The sequence below is a fragment of the Micromonospora zingiberis genome, assembly GCF_004331455.1.
In the GTDB taxonomy this organism is placed as follows: Bacteria; Actinomycetota; Actinomycetes; order Mycobacteriales; family Micromonosporaceae; genus Micromonospora; species Micromonospora zingiberis.
Genome location: NZ_SJJR01000013.1, coordinates 99,117 through 119,232 on the forward strand (window position 1 = coordinate 99,117; position 20,116 = coordinate 119,232).

23 protein-coding genes are annotated in these 20,116 nt (G+C 71.8%); 16 read left to right on the forward strand and 7 right to left on the reverse strand.

Annotated elements, in window-relative coordinates:
* Window positions 1-15 precede the first annotated feature (15 nt).
* Window positions 16-474, reverse strand: a complete 459-nt coding sequence (locus tag E0H26_RS19365) for a rhodanese-like domain-containing protein (protein WP_206025234.1) — start codon at window positions 472-474, stop codon at window positions 16-18.
* A gap of 71 nt (window positions 475-545) precedes the next feature.
* Between E0H26_RS19365 and E0H26_RS19370 the strand changes: the two genes are divergently transcribed.
* Complete coding sequence (locus tag E0H26_RS19370; RefSeq protein WP_131305533.1) at window positions 546-1,544, forward strand: helix-turn-helix domain-containing protein; 999 nt, start codon at window positions 546-548, stop codon at window positions 1,542-1,544.
* 5 nt (window positions 1,545-1,549) lie between these two features.
* On the opposite strand, the gene E0H26_RS19375 is transcribed toward E0H26_RS19370, so the two are convergent.
* On the reverse strand, window positions 1,550-2,449 hold the full coding sequence (locus tag E0H26_RS19375) for a ribokinase (protein ID WP_131305535.1): 900 nt from the start codon (window positions 2,447-2,449) through the stop codon (window positions 1,550-1,552).
* Between the two features lie 73 nt (window positions 2,450-2,522).
* Window positions 2,523-3,440 (reverse strand): ABC transporter ATP-binding protein, encoded by a 918-nt coding sequence (locus tag E0H26_RS19380; protein ID WP_206025236.1) that lies wholly within the window; start codon window positions 3,438-3,440, stop codon window positions 2,523-2,525.
* A 52-nt stretch (window positions 3,441-3,492) separates the two neighbouring features.
* Here E0H26_RS19380 and E0H26_RS19385 point away from each other — a divergent pair, with 52 nt between their 5' ends.
* Both E0H26_RS19385 and E0H26_RS19390 read left to right on the forward strand, forming a co-directional pair.
* On the forward strand, window positions 3,493-4,497 hold the full coding sequence (locus E0H26_RS19385) for an ABC transporter ATP-binding protein (protein ID WP_131305539.1): 1,005 nt from the start codon (window positions 3,493-3,495) through the stop codon (window positions 4,495-4,497).
* Window positions 4,494-5,507, forward strand: a complete 1,014-nt coding sequence (locus tag E0H26_RS19390) for an ABC transporter permease subunit (RefSeq protein WP_131305541.1) — start codon at window positions 4,494-4,496, stop codon at window positions 5,505-5,507. The genes E0H26_RS19385 and E0H26_RS19390 overlap by 4 nt, the downstream gene beginning before the upstream one ends.
* A 112-nt stretch (window positions 5,508-5,619) precedes the next feature.
* Here the strand turns inward: E0H26_RS19390 and E0H26_RS19395 are convergent, their stop codons facing one another.
* A complete protein-coding gene (locus E0H26_RS19395; protein ID WP_131305543.1) occupies window positions 5,620-6,795 on the reverse strand; it encodes an ROK family transcriptional regulator in 1,176 nt (391 codons plus the stop codon).
* Window positions 6,796-6,939: 144 nt separating this feature from the next.
* On the opposite strand from E0H26_RS19395, the gene E0H26_RS19400 reads away from it, so the two are divergent.
* The 4 genes from E0H26_RS19400 to E0H26_RS19415 are packed head-to-tail and all read left to right on the forward strand — an operon-like array spanning window position 6,940 to window position 10,111.
* Window positions 6,940-8,391: a glycoside hydrolase family 3 protein gene (locus E0H26_RS19400; protein ID WP_131305545.1), complete on the forward strand. Its 1,452-nt coding sequence runs from the start codon at window positions 6,940-6,942 to the stop codon at window positions 8,389-8,391.
* A 40-nt stretch (window positions 8,392-8,431) separates the two neighbouring features.
* Window positions 8,432-8,959 carry a hypothetical protein gene (locus E0H26_RS19405; protein WP_240742265.1) on the forward strand — a complete coding sequence of 176 codons (528 nt, stop codon included), beginning with the start codon at window positions 8,432-8,434 and terminating at the stop codon, window positions 8,957-8,959.
* Window positions 8,956-9,450, forward strand: a complete 495-nt coding sequence (locus E0H26_RS19410) for a thiol-disulfide oxidoreductase DCC family protein (RefSeq protein ID WP_131305547.1) — start codon at window positions 8,956-8,958, stop codon at window positions 9,448-9,450. The genes E0H26_RS19405 and E0H26_RS19410 overlap by 4 nt, the downstream gene beginning before the upstream one ends.
* Complete coding sequence (locus tag E0H26_RS19415) at window positions 9,413-10,111, forward strand: TetR/AcrR family transcriptional regulator (protein WP_131305549.1); 699 nt, start codon at window positions 9,413-9,415, stop codon at window positions 10,109-10,111. Before E0H26_RS19410 ends, E0H26_RS19415 begins: the two co-directional genes overlap by 38 nt.
* Before the next feature lie 188 nt (window positions 10,112-10,299).
* Here the strand turns inward: E0H26_RS19415 and E0H26_RS19420 are convergent, their stop codons facing one another.
* On the reverse strand, window positions 10,300-10,959 hold the full coding sequence (locus E0H26_RS19420) for a GNAT family N-acetyltransferase (protein WP_131305551.1): 660 nt from the start codon (window positions 10,957-10,959) through the stop codon (window positions 10,300-10,302).
* 174 nt (window positions 10,960-11,133) lie between these two features.
* On the opposite strand from E0H26_RS19420, the gene E0H26_RS19425 reads away from it, so the two are divergent.
* Window positions 11,134-11,316, forward strand: coding sequence for a hypothetical protein (locus E0H26_RS19425; RefSeq protein ID WP_131305553.1), 183 nt, complete (start codon window positions 11,134-11,136; stop codon window positions 11,314-11,316).
* Window positions 11,317-11,491: 175 nt separating this feature from the next.
* Window positions 11,492-12,010 carry a hypothetical protein gene (locus E0H26_RS19430; protein WP_131305555.1) on the forward strand — a complete coding sequence of 173 codons (519 nt, stop codon included), beginning with the start codon at window positions 11,492-11,494 and terminating at the stop codon, window positions 12,008-12,010.
* Between the two features lie 4 nt (window positions 12,011-12,014).
* On the opposite strand, the gene E0H26_RS19435 is transcribed toward E0H26_RS19430, so the two are convergent.
* On the reverse strand, window positions 12,015-12,728 hold the full coding sequence (locus E0H26_RS19435) for a Clp protease N-terminal domain-containing protein (RefSeq protein ID WP_131305557.1): 714 nt from the start codon (window positions 12,726-12,728) through the stop codon (window positions 12,015-12,017).
* A 189-nt stretch (window positions 12,729-12,917) separates the two neighbouring features.
* Here E0H26_RS19435 and E0H26_RS19440 point away from each other — a divergent pair, with 189 nt between their 5' ends.
* The 4 genes from E0H26_RS19440 (at window position 12,918) to E0H26_RS19455 (ending at window position 17,445) form a co-directional block, all read left to right on the forward strand.
* Complete coding sequence (locus E0H26_RS19440) at window positions 12,918-14,165, forward strand: glycoside hydrolase family 16 protein (protein ID WP_131305559.1); 1,248 nt, start codon at window positions 12,918-12,920, stop codon at window positions 14,163-14,165.
* Window positions 14,166-14,297: 132 nt separating this feature from the next.
* Window positions 14,298-15,104 (forward strand): hypothetical protein, encoded by an 807-nt coding sequence (locus E0H26_RS19445; protein WP_131305561.1) that lies wholly within the window; start codon window positions 14,298-14,300, stop codon window positions 15,102-15,104.
* A 136-nt stretch (window positions 15,105-15,240) separates the two neighbouring features.
* Window positions 15,241-16,068: a DUF72 domain-containing protein gene (locus tag E0H26_RS19450; protein WP_206025242.1), complete on the forward strand. Its 828-nt coding sequence runs from the start codon at window positions 15,241-15,243 to the stop codon at window positions 16,066-16,068.
* A gap of 207 nt (window positions 16,069-16,275) precedes the next feature.
* Complete coding sequence (locus E0H26_RS19455; RefSeq protein ID WP_131305564.1) at window positions 16,276-17,445, forward strand: pectate lyase; 1,170 nt, start codon at window positions 16,276-16,278, stop codon at window positions 17,443-17,445.
* Window positions 17,446-17,482: 37 nt separating this feature from the next.
* Here the strand turns inward: E0H26_RS19455 and E0H26_RS30005 are convergent, their stop codons facing one another.
* Window positions 17,483-17,707 (reverse strand): hypothetical protein, encoded by a 225-nt coding sequence (locus tag E0H26_RS30005; protein WP_240742266.1) that lies wholly within the window; start codon window positions 17,705-17,707, stop codon window positions 17,483-17,485.
* Window positions 17,708-17,735: 28 nt separating this feature from the next.
* Between E0H26_RS30005 and E0H26_RS30010 the strand changes: the two genes are divergently transcribed.
* The 3 genes from E0H26_RS30010 to E0H26_RS19470 all read left to right on the forward strand — a co-directional run bounded on the left by E0H26_RS30010 (window position 17,736) and on the right by E0H26_RS19470 (window position 20,109).
* Complete coding sequence (locus tag E0H26_RS30010; protein ID WP_240742267.1) at window positions 17,736-17,951, forward strand: hypothetical protein; 216 nt, start codon at window positions 17,736-17,738, stop codon at window positions 17,949-17,951.
* A 161-nt stretch (window positions 17,952-18,112) separates the two neighbouring features.
* Window positions 18,113-18,799 (forward strand): response regulator transcription factor, encoded by a 687-nt coding sequence (locus E0H26_RS19465; RefSeq protein ID WP_131305568.1) that lies wholly within the window; start codon window positions 18,113-18,115, stop codon window positions 18,797-18,799.
* The gene (locus E0H26_RS19470) at window positions 18,796-20,109 is read left to right on the forward strand and encodes a sensor histidine kinase (protein WP_131305570.1); all 1,314 of its coding nucleotides are present in this window, start codon (window positions 18,796-18,798) and stop codon (window positions 20,107-20,109) included. The genes E0H26_RS19465 and E0H26_RS19470 overlap by 4 nt, the downstream gene beginning before the upstream one ends.
* Window positions 20,110-20,116 lie beyond the last annotated feature (7 nt).

Here is a 20,116-nt window from a genome sequence, read left to right on the forward strand (position 1 = left end):
GTTGGTCGTACCAGATCAGCAGTCGCAGCCGACGGCCGGGCGGGGGGCGGTCAGCTCGTCCACCGGCCGCTGGGACAGTCCGGTCGCGGTGACCACGGGCAGCCCTTCCCGGACCCAGTACTCGTAGCCACCGCGCATCTCCTTGACCGGATAGCCGAGCCGGGCGAACTCCAGCGCGGCCCGGGTGGCGCCGTCGCAGCCCGGACCCCAGCAGTAGGTGACCACCCGAACGCCGGTCGACACCGCCGTGGTGGCCCGCGCGGCGATCTCGGCGGTGGGCAGGTGCAGAGCGCCGGGCAGGTGGCCCTGGGCCCAGGCGGCGTCGCCCCGGGAGTCCACCACGACCAGGTCGGGCACCCCCACGGTGAGGTCGGCATGCACGTCGGCCACGTCGGTGGCGAACCGCAACCGGGCGAGGAAGTGTGCGGCGGCGGTTGCCGGATCGGCGGCCGGAACTGCGAAGACTCGGCTCATGGCACCGATCCTGGTCGCCGTCGGTCACGCGGACGAGTGGCGGTGAGGACGTACTACGCTAATATCCCGCCATGGCCCCGGCCGACCGCACCGTCGCCGTGCTCGCGTACCCGGGGATGTCGGTCTTCGAAACCGGCATCGTCACCGAGGTGTTCGGGCTGCCCCGCCCCGAACTCGGCGTGCCCTGGTACGACCTGCGACTCTGCGCCGAACGGCCCGGTCCGCTGCCGCTGATCGGCGGCGCCCACCTGCACACCCCGTACGGCCTGGGCGTGCTGGCCGGCGCCGGGACGGTGATCGTGCCCGGGGTGTCCGACGTGTCCGCGCCGCCGTCGCCGCGACTGGTGGCGGCGCTGCGTCGCGCGCACCGGGCCGGTGCCCGGATCATGTCCATCTGCTCGGGGGCGTTCGCGCTGGCCGGCGCCGGCCTGCTGGACGGTCGACGGGCCACCACCCACTGGCGCTACGCCGACCTACTGGCCCGCCGACACCCCGCCGTGACGGTGGATCCGGACGTGCTCTACCTGGACGACGGGGACATCCTGACCAGCGCCGGCAGCGCGGCCGGCCTCGACCTGTGCGTGCACGTGATCCGGCGCGACCACGGCGCCGCCGTGGCCAACGCGGTGGCTCGCCGACTGGTGATCCCGCCGCATCGCGACGGCGGACAGGCGCAGTTCATCGAGGCGCCGGTGGCGGCGGGGCCGGACGACGACCGGATCGCCGGCAGTCTCGCCTGGGCGCTGGCGCACCTGGCCGAACCGCTGACGGTGGCCCGCCTGGCCCGGCAGGCGCACCTGTCGCCCCGCACCTACCTGCGGCACTTCGCCCGGGCCACCGGCACCAGCCCGATCCGTTGGCTGGTCGACCAGCGGATCCGGGCCAGCCTGGCGCTGCTCGAAACGACCGACGCACCCGTTACGCGGATCGCGACGACGGTCGGCTTCGACACCCCGGTGACCTACCGCCACCACTTCACCCGGGCGATGCGTACCTCACCGTCCGCCTATCGGCGGGCGTTCCGCAGCAGCACCGGCGGCCGGCCGGCGGCCGTACCGCCGGGCGGCTGAGCGGATCAGGGCGCCGGGGCGTACAGCTGGTCGATGTCGACGCGGTGCGGCAGCGACACGCTCGCGCCGAGCCGGCGTACGCAGGCCGCACCGGCCGCCGCCGCCCAGCGGACCGCGTCGACCAGGTCACGGCCCTCACCCCAGGCCACCGCGAGCGCGCCGGTGAAGGCGTCCCCGGCGGCGGTCGAGTCGACCGTGTCCACCTTGACGGCGGGCACGTGCACGGCGGTGCCGTCCCGGTCGCCGTACCAGGCACCCTGCGCGCCGAGGGTCAGCACCGCCCGGGGCACCAGGTCGAGCAGGGCGTACGGGTCGTCCCGCCCCCGACCGGTGTACGCCTGCGCCTCGTTCTCGTTGACCACCAACAGGTCCACCGCGGCCAGCAGTTCGGGCGGCAACGGGACGGCCGGCGCCGCGTTGAGCACCACCCGGGTACCGGCGGCCCGGGCCGCCACCGCCGCCTCGGTCACCGTCTCGACCGGAATCTCCAGCTGCGCGATCAGCACGTCGGCATCGCGTACGGCGGCGAGTTCGCTCTCGGTGAGCGCGGTCAGCGAGCCGTTCGCGCCCGGGGTCACCAGGATCGCGTTCTCCCCCTCGGCGTTGACCATGACCAGGGCCACCCCGGAGGCGCCGTAGGTGGTGCGCAACTGGCTGGTGTCCACCCCGGCGGCGGTGATCCGGGCCCGCAGGGTCACCCCGAACGAGTCGGAGCCGATCGCGCCGAGGAAGGCACAGGCGGCGCCCGCCCGGGCGGCGGCGATGGCCTGGTTGGCACCCTTGCCACCGGGCACGGTGACGAAGTCGGTGCCGAGGGTGGTCTCTCCGGGGCGGGGCAGGGCCGGCGCGGTGGCGACCAGGTCCATGTTCGCGCTGCCCACCACGACGACTCGGGTCTGTCGCACGGGAGCCTCCTGCCTTGTTAACAAGGGGCCCCTGCTCTACCGGAGACGTTAAGCAGGGGCCCTTCCTTACACCTCAGGCGGCGCGGGCGGTGAAGCGGTTGCCGGTGCGCTCGACGAGCAGCGGCAGGCCGAAGGTCTTGGTGAGGTTGTCGGCGGTGAGGGTGTCGTCCAGCAGCCCCTGGGCCATGACGGCGCCGTCGCGCAGCAGCAGCGCGTGGGTGAAGCCGGGCGGGATCTCCTCCACGTGGTGGGTGACCAGCACCAGCGCCGGGGCGTCCGGATCCCGCGCCAGCTCGGCCAGGCGGGCCACCAGGTCCTCCCGGCCACCCAGGTCGAGCCCGGCCGCCGGCTCGTCGAGCAGCAGCAGCTCCGGGTCGGTCATCAGGGCGCGGGCGATCTGCACCCGCTTGCGCTCCCCCTCCGACAGGGTGCCGTACGTCCGGTCGGCCAGCGAGCCGACGCCGAGTTGGTCGAGCAGGGCGCGGGCGCGGGCCTCGTCGGCCGGGTCGTAGTCCTCCCGCCAGCGGCCGACCACCGACCAGGCCGCGGTCATCACCACGTCGACGACCTTCTCCTCGGCCGGCAGCCGCTCGGCGAGCGCCGCCGTGGTCAACCCGATGCGGGTACGCAGCTCGGTCAGGTCGGTACGGCCGATCCGCTCGCCCAGCACGTGCGCGGTGCCGATGGTCGGGTGCAGCCGGCCGGCGGCGAGGTTGAGCAGGGTGGTCTTGCCCGCGCCGTTGGGGCCCAGCACCACCCAGCGTTCGTCCAGTTCCACCCGCCAGTCGACGTCGTGCAGCAGGGCGGTGCCGGACCGGCGTACCCCGACGCCGTCGAGGCTGACCACCAGATCCGCGTCCACGGGCGAGGGGGCGGGTGTGGCGCCACCGGCGCCAGGGATCAGGTCACCAGTCACCCGCCCATCCAACCACGCACCGCCATGCCGCCCCCATGGGCGGGCGGCGCGGTCGTAGGGTGAGCGCCGTGTCATTGCTCACCCCATCCGGAGGGCCGGCCATGCCCAGTCGTCGGGGACCGTCCGCATGAGCGGGGTCATCGAGATCGAAGGTCTGCGTAAGACGTTCCGTAGCCTGCGTCGGGGGCGCCGGGTCGCCGTCGACGGCTTCGACCTGCTGGTCGAGGCCGGTCAGGTGCACGGGTTCCTGGGGCCGAACGGGTCGGGCAAGACGACCACGCTGCGGGCGCTGCTCGGGCTGGTCGGCGCCGACGAAGGACGAATGACCGTGCTCGGTGCCCGCGCGCCCGAGCGGTTGCCACAGGTCGCCGGTCGGGTGGGGGCGATCGTGGAGAGCCCGCAGTTCTTCGGCAACTTCACCGCGTACCGCACGCTGCGGTTGCTCGCGGTGGCCGGCGGCGTACCGGTCAGCCGGGTCGACGAGGTGCTGGAGCAGGTCGGTCTGGGCGATCGCGGCCACGAGCGGGTCAAGGGTTACTCGCTGGGCATGAAGCAACGGCTGGCGGTGGCCTCGGCCCTGCTCAAGCGGCCCGAGCTGCTGATCCTGGACGAGCCGGCCAATGGGCTGGACCCGGCGGGCATCCGGGAGATGCGGGATCTGGTGCGGGCACTGGCCGCGAACGGGGTGACCGTGCTGGTGTCCAGCCACATCCTGGCCGAGATCCAGCTGATCTGCGACCACGTCACGATCATCTCGCGGGGCCGGCGGGTGGCGGCCGGCCGGGTGGACGAGGTGCTGGCCGGTTTCGACCGCAACGAGTGTCTGGTCCGCGCCGACGACCTGGCCCGGGCCGAGGAGCTGCTGCGGGCCGCCGAGCTGACCGTCACCGCGCACGCCGACCATCTGGTGGTCGGTGGCGTACCGGACCCGGCCCTGGTCAACCGGACGCTGGGCGAGCAGGGTGTCTGGGTACGCGAGCTGACCCCGGTGCGGCCGGATCTGGAGAGCGTCTTCCTGGAGTTGACCGGTGCCGGGCAACATCCGACGGTCCCCCGCCAGGCCGACGGGACCCCGCACGACCCGGCCGCCGGACAGCTGATCGACCTCGACATCCGGGGAGTGGACGCGTGAACCTGATCCGTGCCGAGGCGCAGCGGCTGGCCGCCCGCCGGTTCGTGCAGCTGATGGTGCTCCTGCTGCTGTTGGCGTTCGCGGTGACGGCGGCGACCACACTGGCCGGATCACACACGCCCACCAGCGCCGAGCTGGCGACGGCCCAGCAGCAGGCGACCGCCGAGCGGCGCGACATGGAGCGGGAGCACGACCGTTGCCTGGCCCGTGATCGTGGTGAGGCGTGGGCCCACGAGGGCAACCTCTACCTGCCGCCTGACTGCAGCGAACTGGACCCGGCGCAGCGGGACCGGCTGCCGGTCACCGCCGACTACCTGACCGGGGTGTTCACCTTCACCCAGCAGGCCGAGTCGCTGCTGTTCTTCCTGGTGGCCTTCCTGCTGATGTTCGGTTTTCTGGTCGGCGCCTCCTACATCGGCGCCGACCTGAACTCCGGCGGGGTGGTCAACCTGCTGTTGTGGCGGCCCCGTCGGCTGACGGTGCTCGGTGCGAAGCTGGGCACCCTGCTCGGGGCGGTCCTGGTCTTGTCGGTGCTCGCCTCGGTGGCGTACCTGGTCACGTTCTGGGTCATCGCGCACGTCGCCGGCTACCCCGGCCCCACCGACGCGGCCTTCTGGGCGGCCCTGGCCCAGTTGTGGGGGCGGGGCATCGGGCTGGTGCTGCTCGGCACGGCGGTCGGCTTCGCCCTCGCCACCATCGGCCGGCACACCGCGGCGGCGCTCGGCGCGGTGGTGGCGTACCTGGTGGTGTGGGAGCTGGGTGGACGGATCGTGCTGCAGATCCTGGAGGTGGCCCGGCCGGACCAACTGCTGCTCAGCAGTTACGTGGCCGCGTGGATCGCCAAACAGGTCCGCTTCTACGACAACAGCCGCTGCACGGACGTCTACTACAGCTACTGCGACAGCACCTACCTGCTGACCTGGCAGCCGGCGCTGGGCGTCCTGCTGCTGCTCACCGCCGGGCTCACCGCCGTGGCGTTCGCCCTGTTCCGGCGGCGCGACCTGAGCTGACCCGGCACGGGCAAAGCCTTGCCGCCCTTTCGGCGCTGGTGAAGAATTCCTTCACATGGACGGCGGCGAGGCCGGACGGGACACGGCGGCGGCTGGCGCAGGTGCGGGCAGCTCAGCCGACCGTGGAGCCGAACACCTCGTCGCGGACCGCGTCCAGGGCGGTACGCAGCGCCCCGCGCAGGATGGGTTCCTCGGTCAGGCCGGTGGGCTCCACCCGGGGGCGTACCAGCGTGATGGCGGCGACCTCGTGTTGCACCCGCTCGGCCAGCGCCACTCCGCCGGCCTGGCCGACCTCGCCGGCGAGGACCACCAGCGGCGGGTCCAGCACCACACAGGTGCTCGCCACGCCGAGGGCGAGGCGGCGGGCCACCTCGTCGAGCATCGGCCCGCCGGCCGTGCCGTCGGCGATCGCGGCCCGCACCGCCTCGGCGGCGCCGCCGTCGGGATAACCGTGCTCGCGTGCCAGGGAGCGGATCGCGTCCGCGCCGGACACCTGCTGGAACGCCGGCTTGGCCCGGCGGGAGACGTCGCGCGGGATCGGCGCGCCGGGCACCGGCAGGTAGCCGATCTCGCCGGCCGCGCCGCTGCTGCCGTGGTGCAGTCGTCCACCCAGCATGATCGCCAGACCGACGCCGGCACCGATCCAGACCAGCACGAAGTCCGACATGCCCTGGGCCGCACCGGACTGCGCCTCGGCCACCGCGGCCAGGTTGACGTCGTTCTCGAACACCACCGGGGTGTCCAGGTCGTCGCGGAGCGCGGCGAGCAGGCCGCGGTGCCAGCGGGGCAGGTTGAACGCGAAGGTGATGTCGCCGGTGCCCGGGTCGACCAGACCGGGGGTACCGAGCACGATCCGGCGTACGCTCGACAGCTGCGCCCCGGCGCTGCTGGCCGCCTGGACCACGGCGTTGTGCACCACGCCCACCGGGTCGTCGGTGTCCTTGGTGGACTGTTCGACCCGGCCGACCACCGCGCCGGTGATGTCGGCGCAGGCGGCCACCACCCGCTCCGGGCCGACATCCACCCCGACGACGTACGCGCTGCCCGGCCGCACGGCGTAGAGCTGGGCGTTCGGCCCGCGCCCGCCGGCCTGCTCACCGACTCGGGTGACCAGGCCACGCTCCTCCAGCCGTTCCACCAGCTGGGAGGCGGTGACCTTGGACAGGCCGGTCAGCTCGCCGATCCGGGCCCGGGTCAGTGGCCCCTGCTCCAGCAACAGCTCCAACGCCGCGCGGTCGTTGAGCGCCCGCAACAGACGTGGGGTGCCGGGGAGCCGGGTCGCACTCATGCCATATCCTCGAATTTTAGTTAACTTTGCTAACTGTAGCTTCGGCCGCGAACGGGTAGCCGTAGCGTATCCGCCGCGCGGGAGTGCGGCGCTCCGCCGACCCGGTACCAGATCGGCACCGGCCGGCACCGAGAGGAGAATCCCGTGGGGTTGGATCCAGGACTCCGCCGGCTCGCCCTGGGCACCCTGCTGGCCGCGTACCCCGGACCGGTCCCACCCGACTGGGCGGTCGACCTGGTCGCCGACGGGCTGGCCGGACACACCCTGTTCGGCACCAACATCGACACACCGGCGCAGGTGGCGACCAGCACGGCCGCGTTGCGCGCCGGCCGGGCCGACGTGCTCGTCGCCGTCGACGAGGAAGGCGGTGACGTCACCCGGTTGGCGCACGCCACCGGCAGCCCGTACCCGGGCAACGCGGCGCTCGGCGCGATCGGCGACGTGGCGCTCACCCGGCGGATCTACCAGGCCATCGGCGCGGAGTTGGCCGCCCTCGGCATCACCGTGAACCTGGCGCCCACGGTCGACGTCAACACCGCCGACGACAACCCGGTCATCGGCACCCGGTCGTTCGGCGCGGACCCGGTGCGGGTCGCCGCGCACTCCGCCGCCGCAGCCGCCGGCCTCCAGAGCGCCGGGGTGGCCGCCTGCGCCAAGCACTTCCCCGGGCACGGCGCCACGGTGACCGACTCGCACCACGAACTGCCGACCGTGGACGTGACCCCGGAGGTACTCCGCCAGCGGGACCTGCCGCCGTTCGCCGCGGTGATCGCCGCCGGCACCAAGGCGGTGATGACCGCCCACATCCGGGTTCCCGCACTGACCGGTGCCGGGCCCGCCACGTTCAGCCGCGCCGTGCTGGTCGAGCTGCTGCGGCACGAGTACGGCTTCACCGGCGCCGTGATCACCGACGCGCTGGAGATGAAGGGTGCCGCGCTCGCCGCCGGCGGCATCGCCCCCGGCGCCGTACGGGCCCTGGCCGCCGGCGCCGACCTGCTCTGCATCGGTGCCAAGGTGGACGCCGAACTGGTCGAACGGGTGGCCGCCGAGATCGTCACGGCGCTGGGCGACGGCCGGCTGGCGCGGACCCGGGTGGAGCAGGCCGCCGGCCGCGCCGCGGAGCTGGCCGCCTGGACCCGCACCGCCGGCACCGCCACCGCCACCCCCACCGACCTGGGGTACGCGGCGGCCCGCCGCGCCATCCGGGTGGAGGGCGTGCTGACCGGGCTGCACCATCCACTCGTGGTGCAGGTGCACACCAGGTCCACCATCGTCGAGGGGCGGGTGCCGTGGGGACTCGGCCCGCACCTCGACGGCACGGAACTGATCCAGGTGGTGGCCGCCGAGGCCGACCCGCAGGAGCTACGCCGGATCGCTGGCGCCCGCCCGATCGTGCTGGTCGGCCGGCGTCTGCACCGCCTGCCCGGTGGGCCGGAGCTGGTCACCGCGCTGGCCACCACGCACCCGGTGGTGGTGGTCGAGATGGGCTGGCCGGCGAGCTGGCGGCCGGCCGGTACGCGGGCCTTCGTCACCACGTACGGCGCGAGCCACGCCAACGGCCGGGCCGCCGCCGAAGTGCTGGGCCTGACCCGCTGAGGCACACGTCACCCGACACCGCCCAGATCCCTTCTTGAACGTGTTCAACTTCGGTCGTACGCTGATGCTGTCGATATTTGAACACGTTCAAGACTGGGGCTTCGGCATGGACATCAAGGTCTGGATGTACCTGGTCTACCTGGCGGTCAGCATCGGCCTGACCGTCTGGGTGGCCCGGACGCTGGCGCGCAACGGGCAGATCTTTCTTGAGGAGGTGTTCTCCGACGAGCGGCTCGCCCGCGCCGTGAACAACCTCCTGGTGATCGGGTTCTACCTGCTCAACCTCGGCTACGTGACGGTGGCGATGCGGCACTCCGAGCCCATCGGGTCCACCAGCCAGGCGATGGAGGAGCTGTCCTGGAAGATCGGACTGGTCCTGCTGGTGCTCGGTGCGCTGCACTTCTTCAACGTCTACGCCCTGGGTCGCTACCGGCGTAGCCGGTTGCGCCAACTCGCCACCCAGCCACCGCTGCCACCGATCGGACAGCTGCCGATGCAGCACGCGCACCCGGCCACCCCACCCGGGTCGCCGCACGGCCCGGCGAACCCGACGGCACCACCTCGATGAGCACCCCCAGCCCGTACCGGGCAGGTGGGCCGCCGGATGCCACCGCGCACGGGGGTGGTGGCATCCGGCACTTCACCGTCCTCTATGACGCGCACTGCCCGATGTGCCGCGCCGCACGCGGCTGGCTGGCGTCGCGACCCCAACTCGTACCCCTGGAGTTCGTGCCGGCCGGCTCGGCCGAGGCCCGGCGGCGCTTTCCCGGCCTGGACCACGACGCGACGCTGCGCGACCTCACGGTGGTGGCCGACACCGGCGCGGTCTACACCGGCGACGGCGCCTGGTTCGCCTGCCTGTGGGCGCTGGCCGACCACCGGGCGACGGCCGACCGCCTGGCCCGCCCACACCTGTTGCCGCTGGCGCGCCGAATGATTGCCACCGCGTCGGCGGTTCGCGAACGCGTCCGCGAACCGGGGTCGGCGCCGGCCGACGACCCGGCGGGATACGGTGATCCGGATGACCGACCAGCCTGTGCCGACGACCGCTGCGGGTGAGCCGGCGACCGCCCGGGGCGAGCAGACCCGGCTACTGATCCTGGAAACCGCGATGCGGATGTTCCGCGAGCGGGGTTACGCACGGACCACCATGCGCGCCATCGCCCAGGAGGCCGGGGTCGCGGTCGGCAACGCCTACTACTACTTCGGCTCGAAAGAGCGCCTGATCCAGGAGTTCTACACCAGGACCCAGGAGGAGCACCGGGTGGCGGCGCGACCGGTGCTGGACCGCGAAACCGAGTTCGCCGCCCGGCTGTCCGGGGTGCTGCACGCGGCCATCGACGTACTGGGGCCCTCGCACGAGTTCGCGGGCAGCTTCTTCAAGGTCGCCGCGGAGCCCAGCTCACCGCTGAGCCCGTTCTCGCCCGAGTCGGCCGGGCCCCGCCAGGCGGCCATCGACATCTTCGCCGAGGTGCTGGCGGGCTCGACCGCCAAGGTCGACGCGGAACTGCGTCCCCAATTGCCGGAACTGCTCTGGCTGGCGTACATGGGAACGGTGCTCTACTGGGTCTACGACCGCTCACCGGGGCAGGCCCGCACCCGCATGTTGATCGACGGCGCGGTGCCGTTGATCGACCGGCTGGTGACGCTCTCCCGACTGCGGGTGCTGCGCCCGGTGACCCGCCAGATCACCGATCTGATTCGCACTCTGCGTCACTGACCGGCACTCGACCCTGGGCACGTCGACCCAGGTCAAGTCCACTATTCGACACCGCAGAGGTGGCACCGGGAGCTTGCCGACCGGTAACTGGATACGTAGCGTGATCGGCATCGAGCCACACGCGGACCTGGGGGGAGGCTGCGGACCGTGGATCCGGCCCGGGATCCACGGTCCGCGCCCTGCGAAGGTCAGCCGGGATAGACCCCGAACGACCGCCAGCCCCGGTCCGGAAAGCCGGCGGCCTCGGCGACCCGGGCTGAGGCGGCGTTGGCCCGGTCGTGCAGATAGGTGGGCACGGCGCCGTCGTCGAGCACCCGGCGGGCCGCCTGGGCGACCAGTCGCCGGGCCAGTCCTCGCCCCCGGGCCGCCGGCACCGTACCCACCGCCAGTTCATGCCCGAACCGGTCGTGCCGCTTGATCCCGACACCGGCCAGGTAGCGGCCCCGATCGTCGCGGACCACCAGCACGGGTCGGTCGAACAACCGCAGCCAGGACGGCAGGCCCGCGGTGCCGGGCGGGATCCACTCGCCGACCTCCGGCAGCGGCGCGGGTGCCACGCTCCACCGGAACACGTCGTCGTGCACCACCCAGCCGGGCTGGCCGACCGCCGCCGGCAGGGCGGGCAACAGCCGGTCCGGCCGCTGGGCCAGGTCGCGCACCCCGGCGACCCGGTCGGACGGTACGGACAGCACGGTGCTCCCACCAGCGGTGACCGCGATCGCGGGCCGCAGCCGACCGTCCCAGGCCGGACGGCTGCGTCGCCACGACCCCACCACGTGCAGCCCCGCACCCGCAGGCCACTGCCCCAGCCAGGTCGCCAGATGCAGGTGGAGCCGCCGGTCGCGCACCGTCCACCTCCCGCGCCGTCGCTGCCGCCCGCCCACCGTACGACGGGCGGACGGCACGGCGCCGACCGTCCGGAGGACTTTCGCAACGCCCTCGCGCCCACCGGAACCTGATCCATCGATCGACCGTCATACCCATTTCCATACATGTACAACTTTCTCTGGAACGGTGGGCACATGCCGATTCAACCGGACGACGGTCACCAGCGGGACACCACGCGGATCTGGCCGGACGGCAGGGCGGCGAGACGCTTCCCCGGGCAGCCGCCACACCTCGGTCACCGTTCCGGCTCGCTGTCCTGGCACGAGCTGAACCGGCTACCCGTCGGCGCCTACCCGAGCCACCTCAACACCCACTGACGCACCAAGATCCGATAGATTCCGGTGCGCCGGATCGCGTCGCTCACCGGGCAGCCAACCGAGTGGGTCGCACCGAAGGGCACTCTCTGACGGCGAGCCAGCGCCGTCGTTCGCACACCTGTCGGGTAACGTCTGCTGGTCCTCCGACCGGGTTACGACAGGAGCTAGCGCACCCATGGGCAAGAAGACGATTCGCGTCTCCGACTTCAGCGGCACGGTGCTGGGCCCCGACGACGAGTCGGTCCGCGTCGTCGTCCTTGAGCACCCTGACCTGGTGGCCGGGCCCGTGCAGCTGGACGCGACCCCGGTGGAGGTGGAGAGCCTCGACGACGCGGCGCTGGACGTGGCCGTGGTCGAGATCCACGACCGGCACGGTCACGGCGAGCCGCGCCGGGTGGTGCTGACCGCCAGCGAGTTCGACGCGATGGCCACCGACATGCCGATGGCCCAGCTTCTCAAGACCGCCGAGCGGGTACGCCCACCGAAGACCCGACGCGCCGCCGAGAAGGTCGACTACGCCACCATCGAGCACGCGGGAAAGCCACACAGGGGACGGGTCACCGAGGAGGAGGCCCTACTGGTGCGCGAGCAGCTCGACGAGGTGAACAAGCGCCTCGCCGACGCCGGGCTGCGCCAGATCGATCCGGCCGACCCCGAGCACGCCGCCCGGTACGGCTTCCCCACCGCGTCCTGATCGCCTACTCGAACGCCCGCAGCTTGGCCAGGGCCGCCACGGTGTTCGCTTCCGTGGTGGCCTTGTCCACGCCGAGGCCACTGAGCACTCCCTTGCCGTCCTCCTGCTCCAGCAGGGCCAGCAGGATGTGCTCGGTGCCGATGTAGTTGTGCCCGAGTCGCAGCGCCTCGCGGAAGGTCAGTTCGAGCGCCTTCTTGCCGGCGGCGTCGTACGGAATCAGGTCGGGAACCTCGTCCGACGACGGCGGCAGCGCGGCGGTGGCCGCCTCGCGTACGGCCTCGACCGAGACGCCGGCGGCGGCCAGCACCTTCGCGGCCAGCGCCTCCGGCTCGACCAGCAGCCCGAGCACCAGGTGCACCGGGCCGACCTGGGCGTTACCGGCGGCCTTCGCCTCGTTGTGCGAGGCCGCCACCACGTTGCGGGCACGCGGGGTGAACCGCTGGAAGCCCTCCTGGGGGTCCATCGCCGCGCCGACGAAGCGCTTCTGCGCGGCCTGCTTGCTCACCCCCATGCTGCGGCCGATCTCGGTCCACGACGCGCCGGAGCGCCGGGCCTGGTCGACGAAGTGGCCGATCAGGTGATCGGCGACATCGCCGATGTGATCGGCGACCAGGACAGCGCCGGTGAGCTGGTCGAGGGCGTCGGTGTGGGTCTGCTTGATGGTCTGGATCAGATCGTCGAGCCGGACCGGGTTGCTCATCTGGACAGGATTCGTCATGCGTCAACCATAGGTTGACGCATGCATTGGCGTCAACCACGGGTTGACGATCACTGAGTGTGCACTCACCCCATGATCGCTGTTAACAACCTTGACTAAATCTCGTGAAATCGACAGACTGCGATTGGAGAGCGCTCTCCTTCCTCGCCGGGGCGCCCGCTTCGTCCGTCCACCCAAAGGAGATCAATCGTGTCCGTCATCTCCCGCAGGCTCCGACGGGGAGCCGCCGTCCTCGCCGCGGCCGTCGTGGCCAGCGTGCTCGTGGTGCCCGTGAACGCCGCACCGGCCGCCGCCGCCATCGGCGGGCTCACCTGGCAGGACGAGTTCAACGCGCCGGCCGGCACCCCGGTCGACCAGTCAAAGTGGCGCTTCGACATCGGCGGCCACGGCTGGGGCAACAACGAACGCCAGTACTACACCAACAGCACCAGCAACGCGGTGCACGACGGGCAGGGCAACCTGGTCATCACCGCCCGTCGGGAGAACCCGGCCAACTACCAGTGCCACTACGGCCGGTGCGAGTACACCTCGGCCCGGCTGCTGACCGCCGCCACCTTCAACCAGGCGTACGGCCGGTTCGAGGCCCGCATCAAGATCCCCCGAGGGCAGGGCATCTGGCCGGCCTTCTGGATGCTCGGCAGCGACTTCGGCAACGTCGGCTGGCCCGCCTCCGGCGAGATCGACATCATGGAGAACATCGGCCGGGAACCCAACACCGTGCACGGCACCATCCACGGGCCGGGCTACTCCGGCGGTGGCGGGATCACCGGCAGCCGCGTCATCGGGCAGCCGCTGGCCGACACCTTCCACACCTACCGGGTCGACTGGGAACCGAACATCATCCGCTGGTACCTCGACGGCCAGGAGTTCTTCCGGGTCGACCCGAGCCGGCTCGGCGGCAACCGCTGGGTCTTCGACCACCCCTTCTTCATGATCCTCAACGTCGCGGTCGGCGGTAACTGGCCCGGTTACCCCGACGGCAGCACCCAGTTCCCGCAGCAGATGCTCGTCGACTACGTCCGGGTCTACGGCTACGTGCCGGACGGCAACACCGGCACCAACCGGATCCGGGGCCTACAGAGCGGCCGGTGCATCGACATCCCCAGCGCCAACCCGTACGACGGCGCACCGTTGCAGATCTGGGACTGCAACACCACCGCCGCGCAGGCGTGGACCTTCGCCGCCGACGGCACGATCCGCGCCATGGGCAAGTGCATGGACCCGGCCTGGGCCGGCACCGCCAACGGCACCGAGGTCAACCTGGTCACCTGCAACGGCAACCCGGCGCAACGCTTCACCCTCAACGCCGCCGGCGACCTGGTCAACCTCAACGCCAGCCGCTGTGTCGACGTACGGGAGAACAACCCCAACAACGGCGGCCGGCTGCAACTGTGGGACTGCGCCGGCACCCCCAACCAGAAGTGGTCGCGGGCCTGATTCCACCCTCGGCTGACGATCGGGGGCTCACCGTCGCGATGACGGTGAGCCCCCGAGGCTTTCCGCCCGTAAGAGTCGGTGACGGGCCCGGTGGGTATCAGCCCACTACGGTCACCACGTGCGGGAGGCGACATGGACAAGGCTCCGCCCACGATCGACCTGGACTTCGTACCGGTGCAGCAGTACGTGTACGACGTACCACCGCCACAGCCGACCGGCCGGCGCCGGTGGCGGTGGTGGCTCGGTGGGGCGGCGCTGCTCCTGGTGGTGGTGCTGGTCGCCAGCTGGACCTGGATGAGTGTCCGGGGCGACACCCGCGACGGCCATGTCGTCACCGCCGCCACCGACCTGCGTACGGCCACCTTCGTCCTGCTCGACGGCGCCGACGTGATCCGGGTGCGCACGGCCGACCTGGGCGAAGCGACCTATCGGGTGTCCACGCCCGCCGACTCCCACCTCCGTCCGGCGGTCTCGCTCTCCGACGGAACCCTGTTGACCAGCCTGCACGGCACCGACCAGGGCGGCCCGGCGCTGGTCGAGGTGGTGCTGCACGAATCGGTGCGCTGGCAGGTCCGGCTCAACGGTGGCGCCAAGGAACAACACCTGGACCTGCGTACGGCCCAGCTCGACGGGGTCGAGTTGACCGCTGGCGCGAACCGGATCGAGTTGACCCTTCCCCGGGCCACCGGCACCCTGCGGGCTGCCCTCAGTGGCGGTGCGAGCCAGGTCGTGGTCCGGCTGACCGGCGACGCGCCGGTACAGGTGCGCGCGGGTGGTGGCGCCGGCTCGGTGACCGTGGACGGCACCACCCACTCCGGCGTGGCCGGTGGCACCACCTTCACCCCGCCGGACTGGGCTGCGGCGAACGACCGCTACGACGTCGACGCGACCTCAGGGTTCTCCAGCCTCACCGTCGAGCGCACCGACGCCGGCCGCTGATCCGACCCGGATACGGTATGCGCGGCGGCTGACCCGTCGCATGCTGGCCGGCGCGGTCGCCACGGCGTCGTGCGTCGAGGGCCGTTCGGAGCGCAGCGGAAGGGGCGATGGCATGCGCCTGCACGTCGGATGTGCGATGTGGACGCACAAGGCGTGGCAGGGACGGTTGCTGGCGCACCCGCTGCCCGCCGAGGAACGGCTACGGCACTACGCCGGCTGGTGCGACGCCGTGGAGGGCAACACCACCTTCTACGCCACCCCGGCGCGGGACACGGTGGCCTCCTGGGCCCGGCAGACCGACACCGACTTCCGGTTCGTGGTGAAGCTGCCGAAGGTCGTGACGCACGAACGCCGGCTCACCGACGTGGCCGAGCCGATGCGCGCCTTCCTGGACGCGATCGAACCGCTCGGCCCACGCGCCCACGCCCTCTGGGTCCAGCTTCCCGGCTCGTTCGGCCCGGACGACGTACCCACGCTCGCCCGTTTCCTGCGCCGGCTGCCCGCCACCCACCGGTCCGCCGTGGAGGTCCGCCACCCCGACTTCTTCACCGATCCACGCGCGGTGCGGCTGCTGGAGGGCGTCCTCACCGAGGCGCACGCCGAGTGGATTCCCTTCGACACCACCGCCTTCTTCGCCACGGCGCCGACCAGCGACGCCGAACGGGACGCCTGGACCAAGAAGCCCCGGATGCCGCTGCGCGCGGTCGCGCTGACCGACCGGCCGATCGTCCGGTACCTGGGCCGGGACGACCCGGCCCGGACGGTCGAGGGCTGGCAGCGTTGGCTGGACATCACCGCCGGGTGGCTGCGCGAGGGCCGCTCCCCCACCGTCTTCGTGCACACCCCGGACAATACCGACGCGCCGACTCTCGCCCGCCGCTTCCACGACGAGGTACGCGCCCGGGTGCCTGACCTGGCACCGCTGCCCGAGCCGATCCCGGTCGAGCCCACCACCCTCTTCTGAGCGGGGCGCGGGGCGTCAACCTCCATCGATAGGTTTACATTTTTCGTTCTTTGTGTTTGCCTTCAGGAAAGCGCTTACAGGCAGCCCTGAGGCGCTGTCGCTGCCGAAGCCGGGGCAGCATCCGGGCATATCCGATGCCCCACCACGGCCCGACCGGGCACCGGTGCCGTTCGGTGTGGCGCTTCCCGCCATGTCAGGGAGAAGATCATGCTTGACCGAAGACGTCGCACGGCCGTCATCACCGCCACGATCGCGACGAGCACACTGTTCACCGCCGGGGCCCTGGTATTCGCCGGTACGGCGCAGGCCGCCGTCGGCTGCCGGGTCGCCTACTCGGTGACCTCGCAGTGGTCGGGTGGCTTCACCGGTGACGTCGTCCTCACCAACGTCGGCGACCCGCTGACCGCCTGGACGGTCCGCTGGTCGTTCGGCGCCGGTCAGACCGTGTCGCAGGGTTGGAACGCGACGTTCACCCAGAGCGGCTCGACGGTCTCCGCGAGCAACGTCAGTTGGAACGGCAACCTGGCCACCAACGCGACCGCGCAGTTCGGTTTCAACGGCACCTGGAACAACAGCGCCAACCCGGTGCCGACCAGCTTCTCGGTCAACGGGGTGACCTGCACCGGCGGCACCGCCCCGACCACGCCGACCAGCCCGACCCCCAGCCCGACCACGCCACCACCGACCAACCCACCGAGCACGAGCTGGCCCACGCCGACGGGCCAGTCCCCGGTCAACGGAACCATCGCGGTCAGCGGGGTCTTCGACGGCGGCATGCGCCGCTACTGCTGCATCGGCGACGGCAGCCAGGAAGAGAGCCAGGACCCGATGTTCCGGCTGGCCAACGGCGCCACGCTGCAGAACGTCATCATCGGGGCGCCAGCCGGGGACGGCGTGCACTGCGCCGGCTCCTGCACGCTGCGCAACGTCTGGTGGGAGGACGTGGGCGAGGACGCCGCCACGTTCCGGGGCACCGGCTCGCCGACCTTCCTGGTCGACGGCGGCGGCGCCCGGTTCGCCAGCGACAAGGTGTTCCAACACAACGGCGCCGGGACGCTGACCGTCCAGAACTTCCAGGCGACCAACTTCGGGACGTTCTACCGCTCCTGCGGCAACTGCTCCACCCAGCACCGGCGCAGCGTGGTCATCCGTAACGTCACGTTGACCCGGCCGGGCGGCACGGTCGTCGGCATCAACACCAACTACGGCGACACCGCCACGCTCAGCGGAATCACCATCGTCAACGACCCCAGCCGGGCGATGGTGATCTGTCGCAAGTACACCGGCAACAGCACCGGCGCCGAGCCGACCCAGATCGGCACCGGACCGGACAGTACGAACTGCCTCTACTCCTCGTCCAGCCTCATCTACCGCTAGTGCGGTGTGCCCGGCACCGTCACGGTGTCGGGCACACCTACCCGCCGACCTCGCTGACCTGGACGAAGGGGCGATCGTCCCACCAGATCGCGTGCACGATGAAGTTGCGGTTCCCGTTGAAGTAGACGGCCATGTTGTCCGGCGAGTTCTGCACCGTCTGCACCGCGTACCCGTCCGCCGGGGTGGCGGTGACCAGCTCGACCACGCCCGCCGAGGTCATCCGGATGACCGCCTGGCCGCCCGCCACCCGGAACGAACGCACGTAGCTGCGGACCCCGTCGGTGCCGGTCGTGACCGTCCAGCCGTCCTCGATGGTGGCCGTCGGCGTGGTGCTCCTGCTCGGCCTCGTCGCCGGCCGGCTGCTCGCCGTCGCGGCCGGTGCGGTCGTCTCCGAAGTGGTGGGACGGGGAGCCGGCCGGCTCGTGGTCGGCGCCGGGTCGACCGGCGCGATCGTCGACGAGGGCAACGGCGTCGGTAGGCTGGGCAGTTCCGCCGACGGCAGCTGACTCAGCGCGCGGTCCTCCACCACGGGCGCACGCAACACGGGCAGGATCGCCATCGACGCGAGCACGATGCTCGACGCGGTGGCGACGCACCACCCGACGAGCGGAGCCCACCAGGAAGATCGCACGAAGACATCGTCTCATCTACCCATATGGTGTACGCCATGGCGATGATCCTGCTGGTCGAGGACGACCGCAACATCGCGGCGGCCCTCACCCGCGCACTGACCGACGCCGGTCACGTCGTGCGGCCCGCAGGGCACGCCGCCGAGGCACTGAAGATCGTCACCATGGAGCGACCGAATCTGGTCATCCTCGATCTCGGACTGCCCGACATCGACGGCACCGACGCGCTGCGGATGATCCGCTCGGTGTCCGACGTGCCGGTGATCGTGGCGACCGCGCGCCGCTCCGAGAGCGACATCATCAGCCTGCTCAGTGCCGGTGCCGACGACTACGTGACGAAACCGTTCTCCGGTGGGCACATCCTGGCCCGGATCGACGCGGTGCTGCGCCGGGCCCGGCCCACCGCGAACGAGACCCCGAAGTCGATCACCGTGGGTGAGTTGACCATCCATCCACGACAACGCCTCGCCGAGTTGGGCGGGCAGCCGCTGCAACTGACCCGACGCGAGTTCGACGTGCTCGCGTACCTCGCCGAACGGGTCGGGCAGGTGGTCAGCCGCCGCGAGCTGATGAACGAGGTCTGGCACCAGGCGCAGATCGGCGAGGAGCAGACCATCGACGTACACATCTCCTGGCTGCGGCGCAAACTCGGGGAGACGGCCGCGCGGCCCCGGTTCCTGCGCACCATCCGCGGTGTCGGCGTGATGATGGTCGAACCACGATGAGGTCGGCCCTCAACCGGCTGGCCCTCGCCATCACCTCGATGGTGGCGCTCGCCTTCCTCGTGCCGCTCGCCGTGGCGACCGAACAGATCGCCCGGGACCGGGCGATCAGCGACGCCCGCCAGCAGGCCACCTCGCTGGTCACCGTGCTCGGCATGGACGCCGACCCGACGCTGCTCACCAACGCGGTGGCCAGCACCACCGCCGGCAGCGCCGGCCGGCTCGCCGTACATTTGCCGGACGTCGTGCCGATCGGGAGCACGCACATCACCGACAGCCAGGTGCACAGCGCGGCCCGGGACCGCCGGTCGGTGCTGGCCCCGGCCGGCGACGGCGTGGCGTACCTCCAGCCCACCGTGCTCGCCGACGGCCGCACCGTGATCGTCGAGGTGTACGTGCCCGGGGCGGAGCTGCGTCGCGGCGTCCGGACCGCCTGGATCGTGCTCGGTGGCCTGGCGATCGTCCTGGTCGCCGGCTCGACACTGCTCGCCGACCGGCTCGGCAGCAGGGTCGTGCGGGCCGCCCGGGAACTGTCCACGTCGGCCCGACGGCTCGGCGGCGGCGACCTGACCGCCCGGGTCGAGCCCAACGGCCCGCGCGAACTCCAGGACGCCGCCCGCTCGTTCAACGCCATGGCCGACGACCTGCGCCTGCTGATGAACCGGGAACGCGAGCTGGCCGCCGACCTTTCGCACCGATTGCGTACGCCGCTGACCGCGCTCCGCCTCGACGCCGAGGCGATGCCACCGGGCCCGATCGGCGAACGGATGCGGCAGGCCTGCGACCTGCTCGACGAGGAACTGGATTCGATCATCCGTGGGGTCCGGCGCGGCACCGACGGGCGGGACGGGCAGAGCGCCGACCTGGTCGAGGTGCTGGCCGACCGGCTGGCGTTCTGGTCGGTGCTGGCCGAGGACCAGGAGCGTCCGTGGGAGGTGACCGGCGGCGACGTACCGGTGGTCCTGCCGATGCCGCGCAGCGAGTTGATCCTGGTGGTGGACGCGATGCTCGGCAACGTCTTCTCGCACACCCCGGACGGCGCCGCCTTCCGGGTCAGCATCTCACCCGACGGCCTGTTCGTGGACGATTCCGGGCCGGGCATCGCCGACCCGGCCAACGCGGTACGGCGGGGCGTGAGCGCCGCCGGCTCGACCGGCCTCGGCCTGGACATCGTGCGCCGGGCCGCGGAGACCTCGGGCGGCCGGCTGGTGGTCACCCGGGGCCCGCTCGGCGGCGCCCGGGTCGGTATCCTGCTGCAACCGGTCGACCACCCGCCGCAGCCGGCCCGGAGCAGCCGAAACCGGCTTTCATGATCCTTTT

Excerpts from the sequence above, each read along its gene's own strand:
- E0H26_RS19365 (WP_206025234.1), bottom strand. The coding sequence starts at position 474 with ATGAGCCGAGTCTTCGCAGTTCCGGCCGCCGATCCGGCAACCGCCGCC.
- E0H26_RS19370 (WP_131305533.1), top strand. The coding sequence starts at position 546 with ATGGCCCCGGCCGACCGCACCGTCGCCGTGCTCGCGTACCCGGGGATG.
- E0H26_RS19380 (WP_206025236.1), bottom strand. The coding sequence starts at position 3,440 with ATGACACGGCGCTCACCCTACGACCGCGCCGCCCGCCCATGGGGGCGG.
- E0H26_RS19385 (WP_131305539.1), top strand. The coding sequence starts at position 3,493 with ATGAGCGGGGTCATCGAGATCGAAGGTCTGCGTAAGACGTTCCGTAGC.
- E0H26_RS19395 (WP_131305543.1), bottom strand. The coding sequence starts at position 6,795 with ATGAGTGCGACCCGGCTCCCCGGCACCCCACGTCTGTTGCGGGCGCTC.
- E0H26_RS19410 (WP_131305547.1), top strand. The coding sequence starts at position 8,956 with ATGAGCACCCCCAGCCCGTACCGGGCAGGTGGGCCGCCGGATGCCACC.
- E0H26_RS19415 (WP_131305549.1), top strand. The coding sequence starts at position 9,413 with ATGACCGACCAGCCTGTGCCGACGACCGCTGCGGGTGAGCCGGCGACC.
- E0H26_RS19425 (WP_131305553.1), top strand. The coding sequence starts at position 11,134 with ATGCCGATTCAACCGGACGACGGTCACCAGCGGGACACCACGCGGATC.
- E0H26_RS19430 (WP_131305555.1), top strand. The coding sequence starts at position 11,492 with ATGGGCAAGAAGACGATTCGCGTCTCCGACTTCAGCGGCACGGTGCTG.
- E0H26_RS19435 (WP_131305557.1), bottom strand. The coding sequence starts at position 12,728 with ATGACGAATCCTGTCCAGATGAGCAACCCGGTCCGGCTCGACGATCTG.
- E0H26_RS19445 (WP_131305561.1), top strand. The coding sequence starts at position 14,298 with ATGGACAAGGCTCCGCCCACGATCGACCTGGACTTCGTACCGGTGCAG.
- E0H26_RS19450 (WP_206025242.1), top strand. The coding sequence starts at position 15,241 with ATGTGGACGCACAAGGCGTGGCAGGGACGGTTGCTGGCGCACCCGCTG.
- E0H26_RS19455 (WP_131305564.1), top strand. The coding sequence starts at position 16,276 with ATGCTTGACCGAAGACGTCGCACGGCCGTCATCACCGCCACGATCGCG.
- E0H26_RS19465 (WP_131305568.1), top strand. The coding sequence starts at position 18,113 with ATGGCGATGATCCTGCTGGTCGAGGACGACCGCAACATCGCGGCGGCC.
- E0H26_RS19470 (WP_131305570.1), top strand. The coding sequence starts at position 18,796 with ATGAGGTCGGCCCTCAACCGGCTGGCCCTCGCCATCACCTCGATGGTG.